This is a genomic window from Streptomyces sp. NPDC044064, from assembly GCF_056434245.1.
On sequence record NZ_JBWKFN010000006.1, the window covers coordinates 341,069 to 359,084 of the forward strand.

At 70.1% G+C, this 18,016-nt stretch carries 15 protein-coding genes and 1 tRNA gene; 8 read left to right on the top strand and 8 right to left on the bottom strand.

The window, feature by feature from the left end; all coding sequences use genetic code 11:
* Positions 1–344: 344 nt before the first annotated feature.
* Positions 345–1,721 carry an NAD(P)/FAD-dependent oxidoreductase gene (locus tag AC07DS_RS13035; RefSeq protein WP_479144693.1) on the top strand — a complete coding sequence of 459 codons (1,377 nt, stop codon included), beginning with the start codon at positions 345–347 and terminating at the stop codon, positions 1,719–1,721.
* 164 nt (positions 1,722–1,885) lie between these two features.
* A complete protein-coding gene (locus tag AC07DS_RS13040) occupies positions 1,886–2,641 on the top strand; it encodes a hypothetical protein (RefSeq protein ID WP_479144695.1) in 756 nt (251 codons plus the stop codon).
* Positions 2,642–2,652: 11 nt separating this feature from the next.
* On the opposite strand, the gene AC07DS_RS13045 is transcribed toward AC07DS_RS13040, so the two are convergent.
* Positions 2,653–3,282, bottom strand: coding sequence for a hypothetical protein (locus AC07DS_RS13045; RefSeq protein WP_479144697.1), 630 nt, complete (start codon positions 3,280–3,282; stop codon positions 2,653–2,655).
* A 266-nt stretch (positions 3,283–3,548) separates the two neighbouring features.
* Here AC07DS_RS13045 and AC07DS_RS13050 point away from each other — a divergent pair, with 266 nt between their 5' ends.
* Complete coding sequence (locus AC07DS_RS13050; protein ID WP_479144699.1) at positions 3,549–4,838, top strand: class I SAM-dependent methyltransferase; 1,290 nt, start codon at positions 3,549–3,551, stop codon at positions 4,836–4,838.
* Between the two features lie 53 nt (positions 4,839–4,891).
* Here AC07DS_RS13050 and AC07DS_RS13055 read toward each other — a convergent pair whose 3' ends face one another.
* Together AC07DS_RS13055 and AC07DS_RS13060 are read right to left on the bottom strand one after the other, a co-directional pair.
* On the bottom strand, positions 4,892–7,420 hold the full coding sequence (locus AC07DS_RS13055; protein ID WP_479144701.1) for an ABC transporter permease: 2,529 nt from the start codon (positions 7,418–7,420) through the stop codon (positions 4,892–4,894).
* Positions 7,420–8,190 carry an ABC transporter ATP-binding protein gene (locus AC07DS_RS13060; RefSeq protein ID WP_479144703.1) on the bottom strand — a complete coding sequence of 257 codons (771 nt, stop codon included), beginning with the start codon at positions 8,188–8,190 and terminating at the stop codon, positions 7,420–7,422. Before AC07DS_RS13060 ends, AC07DS_RS13055 begins: the two co-directional genes overlap by 1 nt.
* Positions 8,191–8,581: 391 nt before the next feature.
* On the opposite strand from AC07DS_RS13060, the gene AC07DS_RS13065 reads away from it, so the two are divergent.
* A tRNA-Leu gene (locus AC07DS_RS13065) sits at positions 8,582–8,665 on the top strand.
* 40 nt (positions 8,666–8,705) lie between these two features.
* Here AC07DS_RS13065 and AC07DS_RS13070 read toward each other — a convergent pair.
* Positions 8,706–9,611 (bottom strand): NmrA family NAD(P)-binding protein, encoded by a 906-nt coding sequence (locus AC07DS_RS13070; RefSeq protein ID WP_479144705.1) that lies wholly within the window; start codon positions 9,609–9,611, stop codon positions 8,706–8,708.
* A 258-nt stretch (positions 9,612–9,869) separates the two neighbouring features.
* On the opposite strand from AC07DS_RS13070, the gene AC07DS_RS13075 reads away from it, so the two are divergent.
* Together AC07DS_RS13075 and AC07DS_RS13080 are read left to right on the top strand one after the other, a co-directional pair.
* Positions 9,870–11,096, top strand: a complete 1,227-nt coding sequence (locus AC07DS_RS13075; protein ID WP_479144707.1) for a 4-hydroxybenzoate 3-monooxygenase — start codon at positions 9,870–9,872, stop codon at positions 11,094–11,096.
* A gap of 146 nt (positions 11,097–11,242) precedes the next feature.
* Positions 11,243–12,097, top strand: a complete 855-nt coding sequence (locus AC07DS_RS13080) for a Bax inhibitor-1/YccA family protein (protein WP_145876636.1) — start codon at positions 11,243–11,245, stop codon at positions 12,095–12,097.
* An 83-nt stretch (positions 12,098–12,180) separates the two neighbouring features.
* On the opposite strand, the gene AC07DS_RS13085 is transcribed toward AC07DS_RS13080, so the two are convergent.
* Positions 12,181–12,411, bottom strand: coding sequence for a DUF4287 domain-containing protein (locus AC07DS_RS13085; RefSeq protein ID WP_145876637.1), 231 nt, complete (start codon positions 12,409–12,411; stop codon positions 12,181–12,183).
* Between the two features lie 99 nt (positions 12,412–12,510).
* On the opposite strand from AC07DS_RS13085, the gene AC07DS_RS13090 reads away from it, so the two are divergent.
* A complete protein-coding gene (locus AC07DS_RS13090) occupies positions 12,511–12,822 on the top strand; it encodes a hypothetical protein (protein ID WP_186581361.1) in 312 nt (103 codons plus the stop codon).
* 11 nt (positions 12,823–12,833) lie between these two features.
* On the opposite strand, the gene AC07DS_RS13095 is transcribed toward AC07DS_RS13090, so the two are convergent.
* The 3 genes from AC07DS_RS13095 to AC07DS_RS13105 form a co-directional block, all read right to left on the bottom strand.
* The gene (locus tag AC07DS_RS13095; RefSeq protein WP_479144765.1) at positions 12,834–13,646 is read right to left on the bottom strand and encodes a hypothetical protein; all 813 of its coding nucleotides are present in this window, start codon (positions 13,644–13,646) and stop codon (positions 12,834–12,836) included.
* Between the two features lie 299 nt (positions 13,647–13,945).
* Positions 13,946–15,166: an acetyl-CoA C-acetyltransferase gene (locus AC07DS_RS13100; protein WP_145876641.1), complete on the bottom strand. Its 1,221-nt coding sequence runs from the start codon at positions 15,164–15,166 to the stop codon at positions 13,946–13,948.
* A 124-nt stretch (positions 15,167–15,290) separates the two neighbouring features.
* The gene (locus tag AC07DS_RS13105; RefSeq protein WP_479144710.1) at positions 15,291–16,307 is read right to left on the bottom strand and encodes an SGNH/GDSL hydrolase family protein; all 1,017 of its coding nucleotides are present in this window, start codon (positions 16,305–16,307) and stop codon (positions 15,291–15,293) included.
* Positions 16,308–16,469: 162 nt separating this feature from the next.
* On the opposite strand from AC07DS_RS13105, the gene AC07DS_RS13110 reads away from it, so the two are divergent.
* Entirely contained in the window at positions 16,470–17,861 is a 1,392-nt protein-coding gene (locus AC07DS_RS13110; RefSeq protein WP_479144712.1) for a cystathionine beta-synthase, read from the top strand.
* Positions 17,862–18,016 lie beyond the last annotated feature (155 nt).

The window sequence follows — 18,016 nt, forward strand, 5'->3', positions numbered from 1 at the left end:
GAAAAGTTCGTGAAGTTCTTCACAAGGAATTCCGTCTCGCGGAACCATGAAAAGGGGCCGGTTGGCCCTTCCGGGGGCTTCCAGGCCGTTTGAACATGTTCAGACGGTGGGTGGAGCAAGGGTCCGGAGGGGGGTGCTCCAGGGGTGTTGCGAGGTGCTCACAACCATCCCGGTCACCCAGAGAGGCAGCTCACGCGGCCTTGACAACGGGTCAGACCGCCCAGGTGTTCACCCTCGGCACCATGACCTGCGTCACGCGGGTCGCGGAGTTTAGCACAGGGCCTGTCGGACCTTGTGAAGGGGCGCACGAGCACCCCTCCCGGGCCGGGTGGATACTCGATGGCATGAGCACCACGGAGCGTCCCAGGATCCTCGTAGTAGGCGGTGGGTACGTAGGCCTGTACGCAGCTCGGCGCATTCTCAAGAAGATGCGCTACGGCGAGGCGACCGTCACGGTCGTCGACCCCCGGTCGTACATGACCTACCAGCCCTTCCTCCCCGAAGCCGCCGCCGGCAGCATCTCCCCTCGGCATGTCGTCGTCCCGCTGCGACGCGTGCTGCCGAAGGCGGAGGTCCTCACCGGCCGGGTCACCACCATCGACCAGGACCGCAAGGTCGCCACGATCGCCCCGCTGGTGGGCGAGGCGTACGAGCTGCCTTTCGACTACCTCGTCATCGCGATGGGCGCGGTCTCCCGCACCTTCCCGATCCCCGGCCTCGCCGAGCAGGGCATCGGCATGAAGGGCATCGAGGAGTCCATCGGCCTGCGCAACCACGTCCTCGAGCAGCTGGACAAGGCCGACTCCACGACCGACGAGGAGATCCGGCGCAAGGCGCTCACCTTCGTCTTCATCGGCGGTGGCTTCGCGGGTGCGGAGACCATCGGCGAGGTCGAGGACATGGCCCGGGACGCGGCCAAGTACTACACGAACGTCTCCCGCGAGGACATGCGCTTCGTCCTCGTCGACGCCGCCGACAAGATCCTTCCCGAGGTCGGCCCCAAGCTCGGCCAGTACGGCAAGGAGCACCTGGAGAGCCGGGGCGTGGAGATCTACCTCTCCACCTCCATGGACTCCTGCGTCGACGGCCACGTGGTGCTGAAGAACGGCCTCGAGGTCGACTCCAACACCATCGTCTGGACCGCCGGTGTCAAGCCGAACCCGGCTCTGGCCCGCTTCGGCCTGCCCCTCGGCCCCCGCGGCCACGTCGACTGCGAGCCCACGCTCCAGGTCGCCGGCACCGACTACATCTGGGCCGCGGGCGACAACGCCCAGGTGCCCGACCTCGTCGGCCGCAAGGCGGGCAACGAGAACGCCTGGTGCCCGCCGAACGCCCAGCACGCGCTGCGCCAGGCGCGCGTCCTCGGCGACAACGTGATCTCCGGTATGCGGGGCTTCCCGCAGAAGGAGTACGAGCACGGCAACAAGGGTGCGGTGGCCGGTCTCGGCCTGCACAAGGGCGTGGCGATGATCGTCATGGGCAAGATGAAGATCAAGCTCAAGGGCCGCCTCGCCTGGTACATGCACCGTGGCTACCACGGTCTGGCGATGCCGACCTGGAACCGCAAGATCCGCGTCTTCGCCGACTGGACCCTCGCCATGTTCCTCAAGCGCGAGGTCGTCTCCCTGGGCGCCATGGAGAACCCGCGCGAGGAGTTCTACGAGGCTGCCAAGCCGGCGCCGGTCGCCGCCAAGACCGAGGAGAAGGCCAAGGCCTCCTGACCTCCGGTCGTCCGACAGCCCGAAGGGGCCGCCCGCCATCCGTGGTGCGGGCGGCCCCTTCGTCGTGTGCGCCGTACCGTCGCAGGGAGCCGACCGTGCCGTCAGTGGGGTGATCTCTGCACGCGCCGCCCCGGCATACCCGGCCCGGGTGGTACAGGAGCCACGTGAGCACGCAACCGCCGCTCGGTCCGCCACCCGGCCCCCTGTTCGGGGTCCCCGGCTCCGGTCAGCCGCCTCCCCGGCGCCCCTGGTGGCTCAGGCCGCCCGCGCTCATCGGCGCTGCCGCCGCCGTGGTGGCGATCGCGGTGGGGCTCGTGATCCTGCTCGGCGGCCGCGAGCCGGCACACGAACGTGTCGAGACCGCGGCGCAGGCCCGGGACCTCGCGAGCCGCGTGGCCCTGAAGCCCACGGACTGGGGGTCCGGATATGTGCGCAGCACCCCCTACGAGACCGGCGACGTCACGGAGTCGGTCGCCGACGCCAGCTGCTACCTCGTGGTGCAGACACCGGGGAACATGCTGGCCGCGCTGGAGCGCAACGCACAGAGCCCGGACCGGAGGGTGGTCAACACGTCGACGGTCATCGTCCACCGGGACACCGCGTCCGCCGCGGCGGACATCGCCCGGTTCCGCACGGACGCGCAGCGCTGCCGGACGGAGTACGACTCCGGGTCCAAGCAGAAGTGGGAGGACGTGCGCGCGATCGACGTTCCGGGCCTGAAGGGCTTCGACGAGGTGGCGGGTGAGGAGGGCCATCAGGTCGTCGACGAGACGGGCCTGAAGCTGGACGAGTACTACACACAGCTCACCGGCCGCAAAGGGCAGGTCCTGATGCAGGCGACCGTCGCCCGCTCGGGCGGCCAGGGGCGCAACCGCGAGGAGGCGGTGCACGCCCTCACGCTCATGCTGAGCCGCCTGTAGCGGGCGCCGGGTCACAGGGACCGGGTGGTGGTGCCGCTCGGCAGCTGGAGGCTGCTGAGGAACTGCCGGTAGTCCGCGTCCATGGTCTTCTGTGTGCCCTTGGTGCCGATGGTCAGGATCTGGATCATGTGGTCGCCGAGATCGACGAAACGGGTGTGGCCGGTCGTGCCGTCACGGGCGGAGAGGGCCGCGTCGACCACCGGCTGGCCGGCGTCCGTGGTGCTGTCCCGGACGTCGTGAGCGGTGAGCCGTTCGTCGGCGGACCGGGAGCCCTTGTTGTAGTTGTCCAGCGCGTTCTTGAGGCTGCCCCGCAGGTCCCACTGGCCGCCGCCGCCCGGCGCGTCGTAGACCACGAAGCCGATGGCGCCGTAGTCCGTGGCCACCTGGTAGGCGCGGCCCTGGATGCCGTTCACGGTGTACTTCTGCATCTGGGCGTCCCCGGGCAGCTCGGCCGTGACGCCGCTCGGGTCGTCGGTGGTCTGCGTCCAGTGCGCGGCGGCGTCGGCGACGGCCGCCGTGGCGGCTGCCGGGGGCGTCGACGGAGCGGCGAAGGCACTGGTGGGCAGCAGCACGCCGCCGGTGATCACGGTGGTCGAAGCGGCAAGCAGGGCAAGGCGTCGGAACCTGGCGGGACGGGTCATGGGAGTTCACATCCAGAAGTGGGGGAGAGGGGGCGAACGGGATGTTCTTCCCCCATTAGCCCTTTGTTGGGCAAGCGGGTCATGACCCTGGATCTCGTGACTTGACCGAACACGGTCCCCGGCGCTAACGCGGGAGTGTGACGGTTCGGCCATCGTGTCGGCAGGAGCCTGCGGAGGGGAATGACGTCGGCGTGCCGGGTCGTTTCCCTGCCAGCCGGACGGAGACGATCCGGCGGGCAGCCGATTCCTTTCACCGGAGGTGCGCCATGGCCGAAGCCGCGTCGCGGCTGAGGAGTCTTGCCGAGCAGATGCTGGGAGTCCCGCTCCCGGTGCGGCTACGAGCCTGGGACGGGTCACAGGCGGGTCCGCCGGACGCGCCGACGCTCGTCGTGCGCAACCGCCGCGCCCTGCGCCACATGTTGTTCAAACCGGGCGAGCTGGGCCTCGCCCGCGCCTGGGTCGCCGGAGACCTGGGCATAGAGGGCGACCTGTACACCGCGCTCGACGCCGTGGCCGGACTGGTGTGGGAGCGCGGGGAGGACTCCCGCAGCCTCGCCCAGGCGCTGCGCGACCCCGAAGTGCGGGCAGCCGCGCGCGAGCTGCTGCGGCTCGTCGGGCCGCCGATCCCGCCCGCCCCGCCGCGCGAGGAGGTCCGCCGGCGTCGTCATCTGCACACGCGCCGCAGCGACAAGGAGGCCATCAGCCACCACTACGACGTCGGCAACGACTTCTACGAGATCGTTCTCGGACCGTCGATGGTCTACTCGTGCGCGTACTGGGAGGACGGCGGCACCCTGGAGTCCGCCCAGCGCGACAAGCTCGAACTCGTCTGCGCCAAACTCGGCCTGAAGGAGGGTCAGCGGCTGCTCGACGTCGGCTGCGGCTGGGGTTCGATGGCCGTCCACGCGGCCCGTGAGCACGGCGTGAGCGTCGTCGGGGTCACGCTGTCGCAGGAACAGGCCGCGTACGCCCGTAAGCGCGTCGCGGACGAGGGTCTGACCGACCGGGTGGAGATCAGGGTCCAGGACTACCGGGACGTCGTGGACGGCCCCTTCGACGCGATCTCCTCCATCGGCATGGCCGAACACGTCGGCGCCGAAAGCTACCTGGCGTACGCGCGCAGTCTGTACGCCCTGCTGAAGCCCGGCGGGCGGCTGCTCAACCACCAGATCGCCCGTCGCCCGCAGCACGACGAATCCGGGTACGAGACCGACCCGTTCATCGACGCCTACGTCTTCCCGGACGGCGAACTCGCCCCGATCGGCACCACCGTCACCCAGCTGGAGCGGGCCGGCTTCGAGGTCAGGGACGTGGAGTCGATCCGCGAGCACTACGCCCGCACCCTGCGCCGGTGGGTCGCCAACCTGGAGGCCGACTGGGACCGCGCGGTCCGCCTCACCAGCCCGGGCCGCTCTCGCGTCTGGCTCCTGTACATGGCCGCCAGCGCGCTCGCCTTCGAACACAACCGCATCGGCGTCAACCAGGTCCTGGCGGTCCGCACCCCGGAGTCCGGCGGGTCCGGCCTGCCGCTGCGCACCCGCACCTGGAACTCCTGAGACGGCGAGGGCCCCGCTCCGTGTCGGAGCGGGGCCCTCGGTCCGTCGTACGGCTACTCGGCCTTGATCGCCGTCAGCATGTTCAGCCGGGCCGCGCGCCGGGCGGGCCACAGCGCGGCCAGGATGCCGACCGTCGCGGCCAGCAGCAGGAAGACCGCCATCCGGCCCCAGGGCAGGACCAGTTCGTACGTGGCCATCTTCGTACCCAGCAGCTCACCGGCCGCCCAGCCGAAGAACACGCCCAGACCGATGCCGAGCACGCCGCCGAACAGAGAGATCACCAGGGACTCCAGGCGGACCATCCGCTTGACGGCGGCCCGGTCCAGGCCGATCGCGCGGAGCATGCCGATCTCCTGGGAGCGCTCGAAGACCGACATGGCCAGGGTGTTGATGACACCGAGGACCGCGACGATCACCGCCATGCCGAGCAGGCCGTAGAGCATGTTCAGCATCGTCGTGAACATCTTCGCGATGTCGTTGGAGATGTCCTGCTTGTCCTGGACCTTGATCGCCGGGTTGGAGCCGAGCGCCTTCTCCAGCCGGTCCTTGACCGAGTCGGAGGCGCCGTCCGCCGTCTTGACCATGACCTGCATGTCCGAGGCGTCGCGCAGGTGCGGGGTGAGGACACTGTTGTCGATCATGATCCCGTTGAGCATGTCGTTGCCCTCGTAGACCCCGGCGACGGTCAGCTTCTGCGCCTTGCCGTCCTCGTAGTGCACGGTGAACCGCGAACCGGCCTTCCAGCCGTAGTCCTTGGCCCGGTCCTGGTCCACGACCACCTGCGCGCCGCCGACCTTGAAGGTGCCGTCGGACACCTTGAGGTCCGTCAGCTCGTCGATGGCCGAGCCGTTGACCCCGGTCAGGAACTCGGTCTGCCCGTCGACGCGGGACACCGCGTTGCGCAGCGGGCTGCTGGCGGTGACGTCGGAGTCGGCGGCGATCTTCTTCGCCACGTCGGGGGAGAGCGGGCTGCGGCTGGCCATCGAGACGACGTAGTCGGCACGGATCGCCGAGCTGGCCATCTTGTCGATCGACGTCTGCAGGCTGCCCGCCATCACCGTCATACCGGTGATCAGGGTCAGGCCGATCATCAGCGCGGACGCCGTGGCCGCCGTACGGCGCGGGTTGCGCACCGAGTTCTGGCGGGCCAGCTTGCCCGAGACACCGAACACGCGCAGCACCGGGGCGGCGGCCGCGATCAGCGGGCGGGACAGCAGCGGGGTCAGGATGAACACGCCGATGATGAGCAGGACCGCACCGAGACCCATCGGGCCCTCGGCGGCGTCGGCGTCCATCGTGGTGGCCACGAGGACCACCGCGACACCGGCCGCCGAGAACAGCGCGCCGAGCGTGTTGCGCAGCACCAGCGACCTGGTGGTGGCCTGGGCGTGCACGCTGCTCATCGCCGCCACCGGCGGGATCTTCGCGGCCCGGCGGCCCGGCAGCCAGGCGGCGAGCACGGTGATGACGACGCCGACCGCGAGGGCGGCCACGACGGTGCCCGGCGTGATCACCAGCGGCCCGTCCGGCACGCTCGCGCCGAAGGAGCTCAGCAGGCTCCGCAGCCCCGCGCCGATGCCGACACCGGCGACCAGACCGGTCACACCGGCGACGGTGCCGACCACGAACGCCTCGATCAGCACCGACCGGGTGATCTGCCGGCGGGAGGCGCCGACCGCCCGCAGCAGGGCCAGTTCCCGGGTGCGCTGGGCGACCAGCATGGTGAAGGTGTTGGCGATGATGAACGTGCCGACGAACAGGGCGATACCGGCGAAGACCAGCAGGGCCTGCTTCAGGCCGCTCATCGAGGAGGAGATCTCCCGCGCCTGGTCGTCGGCGAGCTGCTTGGCGGTGGTGGTCTCCACCAGTTTCGACGGCAGCGCCTGGTTCAGCGCGGCCCGCAGCGCGGTCTGGCTGGTTCCCGCCGCCGCCTTCACGTCGATCTCGTCGTACGCGCCCTTCTTGCCGAACAGCGCCTGGGCGGTCGGCGTGTCGAACAGGGCGAGGCTGCCGCCCGCGGCCACGTTGCCGTCGTCGGTGGTGAAGATGCCGCTGATGCGCGGGGTGAGCACCGGGCCGTCGACCGAGATGCGCACGGTGTCGCCGACCTTGTAGCCGGCGCGCTCGGCGGTCCTGGAGTCGATCAGGACCTCGCCCCTGCCGCTGGGCGCGTGGCCGCTGACCAGCGGGTAGCGGGCGTCCTTGGTGCCCCAGTAGTTGCCGCCCTCGGACTGCCAGCCGCCGCCGAGCAGCTTGCCGTCCTTGTCGGCGATCGCGGTGAAGCCGGTGACGACACCGGTGGCGGAGGCGGCGCCCGGGACCTTGCCCGCCTTGTCGAGCAGTGTCTGGGTCAGTTCGGGGGTCTTGCCGACCTTGTCGCCCTCGGAGGCCTGGTACTTGGCCGTGACGGCGACGTCGACATGGTCGAAGCCCTTGGCGGAGCTCTTCTGGTAGGCCTGGGAGATGGTGTTGGTGAAGACCAGCGTCCCGGACACGAACGCCACGCCGAGCATGACGGCGAGCACGGTCATCAGGAGCCGGGCCTTGTGCGCGAGTACGTTGCGCAGGGCGGTGCGGAACATCAGCTGGTACGGCCCTTCGCGTCGAACTGCTTCATCAGGTCGAGCACGGAGTCGGCCGTGGGGCCGTGGATCTCGTCGACGATCCGCCCGTCGGCGAGGAAGACCACGCGGTCCGCGTAGGCCGCGGCGACCGGGTCGTGGGTCACCATGACCACCGTCTGGCCCAGCTCACGAACGGAGTTGCGCAGGAAGCCCAGCACCTCGGCGCCGGAGCGCGAGTCGAGGTTTCCGGTCGGCTCGTCACCGAAGATGATCTCGGGCCTGGAGGCGAGCGCGCGGGCGACGGCGACGCGCTGCTGCTGGCCTCCGGACAGCTGCGAGGGCCGGTGGCTGAGCCGCCCGGAGAGGCCGACCATCTGGATGACCTGGTCCAGCCACGCCTTGTCGGCCTTGCGGCCCGCGATGTCCATCGGGAGGGTGATGTTCTCCAGCGCGGTCAGCGTGGGCAGCAGGTTGAAGGCCTGGAAGATGAAGCCGATCTTGTCCCGCCGCAACTTGGTGAGCTGCCTGTCCTTCAGGGAGCCCAGCTCGGTGTCGCCGATCCGCACGGAACCCGAGGAGAAGTTGTCCAGGCCCGCCACGCAGTGCATCAGCGTGGACTTGCCGGAGCCGGACGGGCCCATGATCGCGGTGAACTCGCCCTGCCGGAAGTCGACGGAGACCCGGTCAAGGGCGACCACCCGGGTCTCACCCTGCCCATAGATCTTCGACAGCTCCGTGGCGCGTGCGGCCACGGCCGTGGTCCGGCCTGCGGTGGGTGTGGTGGTCACGGGAAGGTGCTCCTGTCGGGACGACGTCGGTTCGTGGGGACGTATCCATCGTCCCGGCCGACGGTGCCCGTGTAGTCAGTCGCTGATCCGGTTCCGAGGGGCGACTCCGGTCGGACGGAACGGGCCCGAGTCATACCTGGGGAGGACGGGCGACCCTGACGCCCGCGAGGTCCAGAACCGGACGACCGCCCTCGTTCGGTAGGTGAAATTCCGTCATTCCGCGTACGCACGTGCCCACGCCACGTCACGCTATTGGCAAGTGCGGATGGCTCGTTCCATGGGCTGATGCACCCTCAGACGTCAATAAAATAAGACAACATCGGGCCGTCCCCTCCGCTGTTCGGGGGATGCGCACCGATAGGCTCAAAAATCGAAGCGGAGCCCATGGCCTGCCCGGATGGTGGAATGCAGACACGGCGAGCTTAAACCTCGCTGCCCCTTCGCGGGCGTGCCGGTTCAAGTCCGGCTCCGGGCACTTTCCGCCGTCCCGCACAGGCTGCGGACCGCCCTCGGGCTCAGCCGAGGTAGAGATCCCTGTGTGCGGCCACGAACGTCTCGACCGACTGTGCGGGGACACCCGTCACCCGTTCGACGTCGTCGGAGGCTCGGTCGTAGCGGTTCTCGCGGTGCAGCCGGGCCATCGTGCCGATGTGCTGTTCGGTGTGCGGCGGCAGGCCCGCCTTCGCGAGCACCTCCTCCCGCCACTGGTCCAGGGGCACGTCCGTATAGGTCACCGGACGCCCGAGCGCTCGCGAGAACTCCTCGGCCATCTCCGTCATGTCGAGCGTGCGGGGTCCGGTCAGCTCGTAGACCTTCCCGATGTGCGGCGCCGGGTCGGGAAGCACCTCGGCGACCACCCGGGCGACGTCCGCCACGGCGACCGGCGAGGTGCGCCCGGTGCCGAACGGCAGCGCGATCGTGCCGTTCGCCCGGATCGACCGTGCCGCCAGCGTGGTGAACAGTGGATTGTCCAGGAACGACGTCGGCCTGATGTGCACCACCGGCAGGCCCGACCAGTTCAGCACCTGCTCCGCCAGCCAGTGCAGCCGCTGCTGGTTCGACTCGGAGGTGCTGGTGGCGGTCATCTGAGAGACGGTCATCTGGGACATGTCGATCAGACCGTCCAGCTCTCCGTGCTCCCGGGCGACGCTCGCCACCACGGTGGCCGCCAGCAGATGGTCCGGTGACACGGGCATCGCGAAGTACATGCTCCGCACACCCTTCAGGGCGCCCGCGACGCTCTCGGGCCGGGTCAGATCGCCGAGCACGACCTCCGCGCCGAGCGTCCGCAGCGCGGCGGCACGCTCGTCGTCGCGGCGGACCAACACGCGCACGGGCACGCCCTGCGCGCGCAGTTGCCCCATGGCGGTGCGGCCGATGTCACCGGCGTTGGCGATGAGGACGAGGTCGCTGGAAGCCATCGGCCGATCTCCTTCCGAGGGGCCGGACGGAGTGGGGGAATCGCGTCGTCGCTTCGGCCCCGGGCATCAGGAGCATAGGCTCGTACGGCGGAGGGGGCCTCCGGAGGAGACCATGCCCCCTGACCGACGCACCCCGCCGATCCGTGCGACAGCGTGACCGTTGACAGCCGATGCCCGCGGCCGGAGACTCCCCTCTCGAATACGTGAAGAAAATTTCACCAGGCGAACTGAATGAGTGTCAGCGGGAAGGGGTCACCGATGCGCACCACTGTCGGCATCATCGGAGCCGGTCCGGCCGGGCTGCTGCTCGCGCGGCTGCTGCACCGCGCCGGCATCGACTCGGTCGTCCTGGAGAGCCGGGACCGCGCCTACGTGGAGCACCGGCAGCGCGCCGGGGTCCTGGAACAGGGCACGGTGGACGTGCTGCGCGAGGCCGGGGCCGGACGGCGGATGGACCGGGAGGGGCTCAGGCACGACGGCATCGAACTGCGCTTCGGCCGACGGCGTCATCGCGTCGACCTCCCCGGGCTCACCGGCGGGCGGTCCGTGACGGTCTACGCCCAGACGGAGGTCTGCAAGGACCTCATCGCCCTCCAGCTGGAGGAGGGCGGCCCGCTCCTGTTCGGGGCGGAGGCCCTCGCCGTCGAGGGTGCGGAGGGCGACCGGCCGCGGATCCCCTTCCGGCACCAAGGGCGCGAGGACGTGCTGGAGTGCGACTACGTCGTCGGCTGTGACGGCTTCTGGGGCGTGGCCAGAAAGGCCCTCCCGGCCGCCGTCTCCCGGGTGTTCGAACGGTCGTACCCCTACGCCTGGCTCGGCGTCCTCGCCGACGTCGCCCCCTCGCACGACGAACTGGTCTACGCCCGCCACGACCGGGGCTTCGCCCTGCTGTCCATGCGTCCGCCCGTCGCCCGCCGGCGCCCTTCCGGGGAAACCGCACCGCTCTCCGTCGAATCCTTCGTGTCCCGGCTCTACCTCCAGGTGCCGGCGGACGCGAAGGCCGAGGAGTGGAGCGACGACGCGGTCTGGGCCGAACTGGAGGCGCGCTCGACGACCGACGACGGCTGGACGCTGGAGCGCGGCCCGATCACCCGGAAGTCCGTCACCCCGATGCGCTCCTTCGTGCACGAACCGATGCGCCACGGCCGGCTCTTCCTCGCCGGTGACGCCGCCCACATCGTGCCGCCCACGGGCGCGAAGGGGCTGAACCTGGCCGTCGGGGACGCCGTGACCTTCGTCCGGGCGCTCGTCCACCAGCGGGAGACCGGCTCCCCCGGCCTCCTCGACGCCTACTCGGCGACCTGCCTGCGCCGCGTCTGGCAGGCCGAACGGTTCTCCTGCGACATGACGACCCTGCTCCATCGCGCCCCGGACGCCACCGACTTCGACGCCCGCCTCCAGCTGGCCCGGCTGGAACGGATCGCCTCCTCCCGCGCGGCCGAGACCGATCTGGCCGAGGCCTATACCGGCTTCCCCTTGGACTGAGCCGCCCATGGCCGGGAATGAGGCTTCCGGTTAGCGTGTTGCGCAGCACGGCAGGGGAAAGATCCTTCCCAGGTATTACGGTCGATCCTTTGCCAATCCATTACTCTTGAGGCCGAGGCCCCGCACGGCGGCCATGGAGGAGTGAAATGAGGAGCAGCAACCCGGTCTTCTCGCGACGGGGGTTCAGCCGCGACAACGGCTACGCCGGCTTCAACACCGCAGCGCAGGCCGGGTACGCACAGGGCAACCCGTACGCGCAGAACCCCTACGCCCAGAACCCGTACGGCCAGCAGGGCGTCGGCGCTCCGCCGCAGGCCCCGGCCACCACCGGCCGGATGACGATGGACGACGTCGTCATGCGTTCGGCCCTCACGCTGGGCACGGTCGCCGTCGGCGCCGTCCTCGCCTGGGTGCTGCTGCCGGTCTCCACGACCAGCTACGGCCTCGCCTTCGGTGCCGGGATCATCGCGATGGTCCTGGGGCTGGTGCAGAGCTTCAAGCGCACCCCGTCGCCCGCGCTCATCCTGGGCTACGCCGCCTTCGAGGGCATCTTCCTCGGCGTCATCAGCGAGATCTACAACAGCCGCTGGAGCGGCGCGCCCTTCCAGGCGGTGCTCGGCACCATGGCGGTCTCGGCCGCGACCCTGCTGATCTACAAGGCCGGGTGGATCCGCGTCACCGCCCGCTACGCCCGCATCGGCATGGCCATCGCCATCGCCTTCGTCCTCGTCATGGCGGTCAACCTGCTGCTGGTCGCGTTCGGCGTCGCCGAGCACGGCGGCCTGCGCAGCATGGGCCCGCTCGGCGCGATCGTCGGCATCATCGCCATTGTGCTCGGCGCGTTCTTCCTGACCCTCGACTTCAAGCAGATCGAGGACGGCATCGCCTACGGCGCCCCGCGCAGCGAGTCGTGGCTCGCCGCGTTCGGCCTCACCATGACCCTGGTGTGGATCTACGTGGAGATGCTGCGGCTGGTGGCGATCTTCAGCAACAACGACTAGCCGACACGCCGGTCGTACGAGAGGGCCCCGGGCTGTCACCACTTGCGGCTGCCGCCGCGTGGTCCCGGGGCCCTCTCGGCGTCTCAGAGCAGCTTGCGGGCTGCCCTCCTCAGGTCGTACTCGTGGACGAGCGCCTTCGCGTGGCCGTACGCGAGGTCGTACTCGTGCCGGAGCCAGCTGACCTTCTCCTCGAAGCGGAACAGGGCGGGGCCTTCTTCAACGGTGCGCAGCCAGTCGGAGACTTCGCGGCCGGTGCAGTGCGGAATGCGGGCGAGCAGATTGCGGTGGGTCTCCTCGGAGAAGAGCTGGGACATCGGCGCCTCCGAACGCAAAGGGGATGTAAGCCGGTCCTTCACGTCACCGTGCCTGAGCGTTCGCGTATTGGCAACAGTGCGGCGCGTTACGCTCGGCGCGTGGTTGATACGACGCCCTTGACCCGAGCAGTGGATCACTTCGCCGACCGGTTGCGGGCTGCTCCGCAGAGCCGGCTCCAACGCGGCGCCGCGGCCGAGGCCTTGGCCGTGGCCAGGGAACTTTCACGGCGGGCACAGCTGCTGGAGGAGCCCGCCGCGGAGCCCCGGGAGATGCCGGACGCCGGCATGTTCGCGGCCGCCGACCAAATCATGGTGGCCGGGCACGACTTGGCGGTGCTGCTGGAGAACGCGGACCAGGTCACCGAGGCCGTGGAGCTGGTGGAGGAGGCCCGTAAAAGAGCCGGGGTCTGACGCCGGAGCCGTCAGAGCGACGCGATGACCCGGTCGGCCAGGATGTAGACCGTGTCCTTGCCGCAGGCGAAGGTCAGGGTGTAGGCGCCCGAGATGCCCGAGCCGCCGAGGAGGTACGGGGTCTCGCCCTCGCGCAGGGCCGCTGCCAGGTGCTCGGCCGTCTCACGGTGGCCCGGGGTCATGCACAGGGTCGTGCCGTCGGCGAAGACGTAGACGTCGAGGGTGCCGAGGGGGCCGGGGCGCACGTCGGAGAGCTCGACCTGGTCGGCGGCCAGCTGCTCCAGCGTGGTCACCGTGCGCTCGTGGTCGTTCACGGCGGGCGACTGCACCGGGACGAAGTCGGGGTGCGAGGGGTGGCGGCGGCGGGCCGCGGCCAGCTCGGGTGAGTCCGTGGGGGCGGCTCCCTGGACGAAGTCCTTGGGGGAGAACTCGTCGGCCTCCGTGGACGGCTCGGCCGTCGGCTCCAGCGGCTCCAGACCCGCGAAGTCGGCCTGCCGGGGCATGAACAGGTCGTTCTCGGGGAGGCCCAGCAGAGAGGGCGCGTCGGAGGCGTCACGGGCCTCCTGGGCGGCCCAGAACGCACGGGCCTCGGCCAGCTCGCGCTCACGCTCCTCGGCGAGCGCCTCGGCCACGGCCGCGCGTATCTCGTCCGTGTCGGCGGCCGTGCGGGCCGCGGGCAGCAGTGCTCCCAGGGCGGCGGCCTGGTTCTCGGCGAGCTGGGCCTGCAGCTCCGCGAGCTGGCGGCGCAGCTTCAGCACGGTGCGCAGGACGGCGACGCCCACGGCGCCCGTGGCGGCCGTGGTGAGCAGCAGGGCGATGGGCAAGGCGCTCACTGACGTACTCCCAGGTTCAAAGTCGACCCCCGACTTCCTAACATCAGCTTGAAGGGCGGACTAAGCAGCTGTCAGTGCGTAACGTCACGAAACGGACAGGACTTTGGGCTCATGGTTTCGCCCGTCACCGCGCTGACCTGCGCTGACCTGCAGTGATACCTCCAGCGGGGGAGATAGGTCACATCCTGGGGGAGATTGGATCACAAAAAGACCCAGAACCCGGGTGTTTTCCAGGTTCTGGGTCGATTCCTGACCTTCCGTACCCGCTCGGCTACCGAGGGTGGATCAGGTCAGCTGAGGCGCTCGATGACCATGGCCATGCCCTGGCCGCCGCCGACGCACATCGTCTCCAGGCCGAACTGCTTGTCGTGCCACTGCAGCGAGTTGATGAGCGTGCCGGTGATGCGGGCGCCGGTCATGCCGAAGGGGTGGCCGACGGCGATGGCGCCGCCGTTGACGTTCAGCTTGTCGATGTCGATGCCGAGGTCACGGTAGGAGGGGATCACCTGGGCGGCGAACGCCTCGTTGATCTCGAACAGGTCGATGTCGTCGACGGTCAGGCCGGCGCGCTGCAGAGCCTGCTTGCTCGCCTCGACCGGGCCGAGGCCCATGATCTCGGGGGAGAGGCCGGAGACACCGGTCGACACGATGCGGGCGAGCGGGGTCAGGCCCAGCTCGCGGGCCTTGGTGTCGCTCATGATGACCAGCGCGGCCGCGCCGTCGTTCAGCGGGCAGCAGTTGCCGGCCGTGACCAGGCCGTCCGGGCGGAAGACCGGCTTGAGGCCCGACACGCCCTCCAGGGTGACGCCGGCGCGCGGGCCGTCGTCCTTGCTGACGACCGTGCCGTCGGGGAGGGTCACCGGGGTGATCTCGCGCTCCCAGAAGCCGTTCTTGATGGCTTCCTCGGCGAGGTTCTGCGAGCGGACGCCGAACTCGTCCATGTCCTGGCGGGTGACGCCCTTCCAGCGGGCCAGGTTCTCGGCGGTCTGGCCCATCGAGATGTACGCGTCCGGGACCAGCCCGTCCTCACGCGGGTCGTGCCACGTGGTGCCCTCCTGCTCGGCGACGGCGGCGGTACGGGCCTCGGCCTCGGCGAAGAAGGGGTTGTGCGTGTCCGGGAGGCCGTCGGAGCTGCCCTTGAAGAAACGGGACACCGTCTCGACACCGGCCGAGATGAAGACGTCGCCCTCGCCGGCCTTGATGGCGTGCAGGGCCATGCGGGAGGTCTGCAGCGAGGAGGAGCAGTAACGGGTGATCGTGCAGCCCGGCAGGTGGTCCATGCCCATCTGCACGGCGACGATGCGGCCGAGGTTGTGGCCCTGCTCGCCGCCGGGGAGGCCGCAGCCGAGCATCAGGTCGTCGATGTCCCGCGGGTCCAGCTCGGGGACCTTGGCGAGCGCCGCCTGGATGATGGTCGCGGTCAGGTCGTCGGGGCGCAGGTCCTTGAGGGAACCCTTGCCGGCGCGGCCGATGGGGGAGCGGGCGGTCGAGACGATGACGGCTTCGGGCATCACGGCTCCAGTGGGCTGACGGTGTTTGGCAGGGCCGGTTGGGAAGTTACCCGTACGTATGGCCCAGGTCACCGGTGTCACGGTGTGACACTGGCCGCAATTTACTAAGCGCTTGCTTGGCAGGTCACGGGGACGGAGTCGCGGGCTCGGCCTCGGGCACCCGGCGCCGCCGCCTGCGCTTGAGCAGGGCCCACGGCCCCCGCGGACCGGTGGGCATCGCCGCCGTGACCTCCGTGCCCGCCTCCGACGCAGCCTCCGCCGCAGCCCGTGCGACCGGCAGGAATCCCTCGCGGCGGGACACGTCGGGCCGTTCCTCCTCCGGCCACAGCCCCAGCGCCGCACACACCGTGGGCAGTATGGCCATCGCCGCCGTCGCGTACCCCTCCGCCGAGGGGTGGTAGTTGTCCGGCCCGAACAGCTCCCGGGGATTCGCCTCGAACTCGGGCCCGAGCAGATCACCGAGCGACACCGTCCGCCCGCCCTGCTCCACCACCCCGATCGTCTGCGCCGCCGCCAGCTGCCGCGAGGCCCGGCGGGCCAGCCACCGCAGCGGCTGCTGCACCGGCTCGATGGTGCCGAGGTCGGGACACGTGCCGACCACCACCTCCGCGCCGGCCGTGCGCAGCCGCCTTACCGTCGCCGACAGGTGCCGTACCGAACGCGTCGGCGGCATCCGGTGCGTGACGTCGTTCGCGCCGATCATGATCACGCAGATGTCGGGGAGCGGATAGGGGGACGAGAGCACCAGCGCCACCTGACGGTCCAGGTCGTCCGACTGCGCCCCCGGCGAGGCCACGTTCCGCAGCTCCACCGGGCGCTCCGCCACCGCGGACAGTCCCGACGCGAGCAGCGCCCCCGGCGTCTGTCCCGCCCGGTGCACACCCTGCCCGGCCGCCGTCGAGTCGCCGAGCATGCTCAGCCTGAGCGGCGGTTCACCGGGGAGGTCGTACGAGGTGCCGTACACGCCCTCGGCCACCGGCACCCGTCCGCCGCTGCCGTTGCCCACGTGGCGCCGGGCCAGCCGCACCTCCGCCAGCAGCAGGCCGACGGCGGCCGCCCCGACCAGCCCGGCCCCGCCACCGCCGTACGCCGCTCCGGCCGCGATGCGCCGGGCCACCCTCGCCCTCGACATGCTCGTCATGCGTCGCCGCCACCTCCTCGTAGCCGTACATCCACTCCTTGCCCCGTACGGCCCGTTCGTCAATCTCAACGGGGAGTGAACGCCCACGCCGCGTCACCCGGGGGCCTTAGGCTGGCGGAACCACATACGACCACTGTTTTTTGCAAGCAACCGGAGACAACGGTGCAATTCCACGACTCGATGATCAGCCTCGTCGGCAACACCCCGCTGGTGAAGCTCAACAGTGTGACCATGGGCATCCAGGCGACCGTCCTGGCCAAGGTGGAGTACTTCAACCCGGGCGGCTCCGTGAAGGACCGCATCGCCCTGCGCATGATCGAGGCCGCCGAGCAGAGCGGCGAGCTCAAGCCGGGCGGCACCATCGTGGAGCCGACCAGCGGGAACACCGGCGTCGGACTCGCCATCGTGGCCCAGCAGAAGGGCTACAAGTGCATCTTCGTGTGCCCCGACAAGGTGAGCACCGACAAGATCAACGTGCTGCGGGCGTACGGCGCGGAGGTCGTGGTCTGCCCGACCGCCGTCGCCCCTGAACACCCGGACTCGTACTACAACGTCTCCGACCGGCTGGTCCGCGAGACCCCGGGCGCCTGGAAGCCCGACCAGTACTCCAACCCCAACAACCCGCTCTCGCACTATCACTCGACCGGCCCCGAGCTGTGGGAGCAGACCGAGGGGAAGATCACCCACTTCGTGGCGGGCGTGGGCACCGGCGGCACCATCTCCGGCACCGGCCGGTACCTGAAGGACGCCAGCGACGGCAAGGTCAAGGTCATCGGCGCCGACCCCGAGGGCTCGGTCTACTCCGGCGGCTCCGGCCGGCCGTACCTGGTCGAGGGCGTGGGCGAGGACTTCTGGCCCACCGCCTACGACCGGACCGTGGCCGACGAGATCGTCGCCGTGTCCGACAAGGACTCCTTCCAGATGACCCGGCGCCTGGCCAAGGAGGAGGGCCTGCTGGTGGGCGGCTCCTGCGGCATGGCCGTCGTGGCCGCGCTGGAGGTCGCCGAGCGCCTGGGCCCGGACGACGTCGTCGTCGTGCTGCTCCCCGACAGCGGACGCGGTTACCTCAGCAAGATCTTCAACGACGAGTGGATGGCCGACTACGGCTTCCTGGAGGACGAGGGCCCCAGCGCCCGCGTCGCCGACGTCCTCAACGACAAGGAGGGCGGCTCCATCCCGTCCCTGGTGCACATGCACCCGGAGGAGACCGTCGGCGAGGCCATCGAGGTGCTGCGCGAGTACGGCGTCTCGCAGATGCCGGTCGTCAAGCCGGGCGCCGGTCACCCGGACGTGATGGCCGCCGAGGTCGTCGGGTCGGTCGTCGAACGGGAGCTGCTGGACGCCCTGTTCAACAAGCGGGCCTCGCTCGAAGACCCGCTGGAGAAGCACATGTCCTCCCCGCTGCCCCAGGTCGGCTCCGGCGAGCCGGTCGGCGACCTGATGTCGGTGCTGGGTTCGGCGGACGCGGCGATCGTCCTGGTCGAGGGCAAGCCGACCGGAGTGGTCAGCCGGCAGGACCTGCTGGCGTTCCTGGCCAAGGGCGGGAACAAGTAGCGAACCTGCGGTGAACCGGCCGTGGCGGCGGCGAACTTGCGGTGACCAGGGCCGATCGAGCCGTTCCGGAAGTGGTACGAGCGTGTCACGTGCACGCAGCACCCGCTTAACACGGGTCAGGCAGATTGGTGGGTGTCGGCAGGGCGGGAGCGGCT